Source organism: Vibrio sp. vnigr-6D03 (assembly GCF_002835515.1).
Taxonomy (GTDB): Bacteria; Pseudomonadota; Gammaproteobacteria; order Enterobacterales; family Vibrionaceae; genus Vibrio; species Vibrio penaeicida.
Genome location: NZ_PIZL01000032.1, coordinates 3403 through 3849, shown reverse-complemented (window position 1 = coordinate 3849; position 447 = coordinate 3403). Strand labels below are relative to the sequence as shown.

General features: G+C 35.3%; 1 protein-coding gene. It reads left to right on the top strand.

The window, feature by feature from the left end; all coding sequences use genetic code 11:
- On the top strand, nucleotides 1-420 hold a 420-nt coding region (locus CW749_RS22925), incomplete at its 5' end, for a YcxB family protein (RefSeq protein WP_237322547.1).
- Nucleotides 421-447: the final 27 nt, after the last annotated feature.

Here is a 447-nt window from a genome sequence, read left to right as displayed (position 1 = left end):
GTTATGCCCAATTCGTGGAATTTACTTAGGAAGAGTGTGTTGATTAAATTGGAAGTGAGCTATAAACGTAAAGAGTATGTGGTATTACTAAAAGACTTCGGTGATTACAAGCACCCAGAAGCCTTTGAAAAGTTGTACAGTCGTGTTCTTTTGTGGATAGGAAGCAACGTAACCTTCTTTGTTAAAAATCTGAGAATAGGTGCTTGTCAGTTTGAAATATCGGAATGCTCAATAACTAGGATATCGAAGCGAGGTACATTGGTTAAATCTTGGACTGACGTTAATTCAGTTTTGGAGTTTGGCGATATATACTTGATTGAATCAAATAAAGGTTCAATGCCAATACCTAAGCGAGTTCTAACTAGCGAGAATGATTTAATTTTTAAGCAATATATAGGTGACAGATTAATAGCCGTATAGTTAGAACATAACAAAAGCTTTAAACCG